We start from the raw sequence: 2,218 nt of genomic DNA, 5'->3' as shown, positions 1-2,218 counted from the left end.
AGAAATCCAAGTCGTTGGTCTGGTGAGACCAGAAACTGGGATAAGATCGGAAGCGTGGAGTTAAATCCGGAGAATAAAAAAGAAGCAGCTTAACAGCTCAGGCGACAACTACCTTGAAAAACGCCGTTTGCATAGCATTTTATAATAAATTGCTACTCTCTAATTTGTTAAAGCTTGGTTTTGTTGAGGAAAGGCATTGCAAGCTTCCTCTATATAGTTTCATTACAAGCAAATTAGATGTGTTTATTATTAGATTTTATGTGTGTTGATGATTTTTTCGACTATGAGCGATCTTTTTCGCTAAGTCAAATGCAATTGATATGCTAATTTTACCAAAAGTGGGTGTCTAATTACGTGATGTCTCTAGTCCTCTCTAAAGTAGGTGATTAATTATCTTTAAACATGGGTGTCTTTTTATCATTTCTCCAAAAGTGGGTGTCTAATTACCTGATGTCTCTAGTCCTCTCTAAAGTAGGTGATTAATTATCTTTTAATATGGGTGTCTTTTTATCATTTCTCAGACACTAGCTGTTGGGATTTAAACTGTTAGTGCTGGAGTCATGTGCTCTAATTATGGGGCCGTTTTTATTAATCAGATAAGTTTTGGCTGTGCTGTGAAATGGCATTATTTAAGGCTTCAAAGAGCAGATGTTTTTCAACGGGCTTACCAACATGGCAGTAAAAGCCACAGTTCTTGTATTCAATAATATTTTCTTTCATGACATTTGCTGTTAACGCGATTACCGGAGTCGTAGGGTTTAATGCTCGAATGTGTGCACAGGCTTCAATCCCCCCCATTTTTGGCATTTGGATATCCATCAGGACGAGCATAGGGTTTATTTTTTTAAATAAATCTATAGCCTCTAGACCATCTTTGGCAAACTGAACATTGGCATTTGTTTCGGCCATTAAGGATTGAATGACCATAGTATTAAGTGGGTTATCTTCAGCAATTAGAACTGTTTTACCTTCAAGATTGGGAACATCAGTTATATGGGAGCTTTCTATGATTTGCTGCTGCTCTGCTATTTCTAGCGGTAAAAATATGGTAAAGCGTGTGCCTTCACCTAATTTACTATCAACGTCTATAGTACCTCCCATCCGTTTAATTAAGTTTGTTGTTATTGACATGCCAAGGCCTGTACCGCCAAAGCGGCGTGTAATACTATTATCAGCCTGTTGAAAGCGTTGAAAAAGATTTGCCAAACCTTCTTCACTCATACCTATTCCTGTGTCTAATACTTGTAACTCGATACCTGGGATTAAGTTTTTTACTTTTTTCTTTACAATAACTTGTATACCACCTTGCTCTGTGAATTTCACAGCGTTAGAAACTAGGTTTAAAATTATTTGCCTAATACGAACAGGATCACCAATCCATATATTTTCGACATTTTTGTCTATATCAATGTTTAGCTCGATAGACTTTTCGTTACAGATAGGTAAAAAATCAGAATTTATAGATTCAACTATTTTTATCAAAGAAAAGTTAACATTTTCGATTGTAAGCTCGTTCGCTTCCATTTTAGAAAAGTCTAAAATATCATTAATAATAGTAAGTAATGATCGGCATGAAAAAAGAGCTTTTGAGACAATTTCTATGTTTTGGGGCTTTTGAACATTAGGTTGCAGGATTTGTAGTAAACCCATAATGCCATTTAAGGGGGTTCTAATTTCATGACTCATATTAGCAAGAAATTCTGATTTAATTCTTGCCCCTTCTAATGCTTGATCAGTTAAAGCTTGTTGCTCTTTATATGAGGTAGATAGCTTTTTAAAGTAAAAGAGCAAAATACCAGCCAAAAGTACAATCGTCAGAATATGAACTGTATATGCAAATTTAAAGTTTTCATTTATCGCCACACTCTTTTTCTTAAGCATGGTGTTTACGTGGCTTTCAAAGTCAGATAGGGCTGCAAGGGCTTTCGCATCATCAACTTTTACAATGTCGTCAATAGCTTCACTAGAAGCGCCTTGTTCAATCATTTTGAGCGCTAAATCAAGCTTTTCCTCATAATTAGCTAGGGTCGTTCTTACACCGCCGAGAGCTTGCTTGTCGTAATTTTCTACAGCTTCTAGCTTTTCTAGTATTCCCGAATTCAGATAATAAGTGCACCACTCATGGTTAAACGGTGAGAAGAGATCAACTGCCTGTTGGTGGTACTCTATCGTCGCCAAACAAACAGAAGCATTTACCATGAGTTACAAGCAGTTGATC

1 protein-coding gene is annotated in these 2,218 nt (G+C 36.4%); it reads right to left on the bottom strand.

Annotated features, from left to right (window positions below):
- Window positions 1-588 precede the first annotated feature (588 nt).
- Window positions 589-2,199, bottom strand: coding sequence for an ATP-binding protein (locus tag L1272_RS22805; protein ID WP_235374353.1), 1,611 nt, complete (start codon window positions 2,197-2,199; stop codon window positions 589-591).
- Window positions 2,200-2,218: the final 19 nt, after the last annotated feature.

Source organism: Pseudoalteromonas sp. PAST1, assembly GCF_021532515.1.
Lineage (GTDB): Bacteria > Pseudomonadota > Gammaproteobacteria > Enterobacterales > Alteromonadaceae > Pseudoalteromonas > Pseudoalteromonas simplex.
This window is presented reverse-complemented; position numbering and strand designations above follow the sequence as displayed.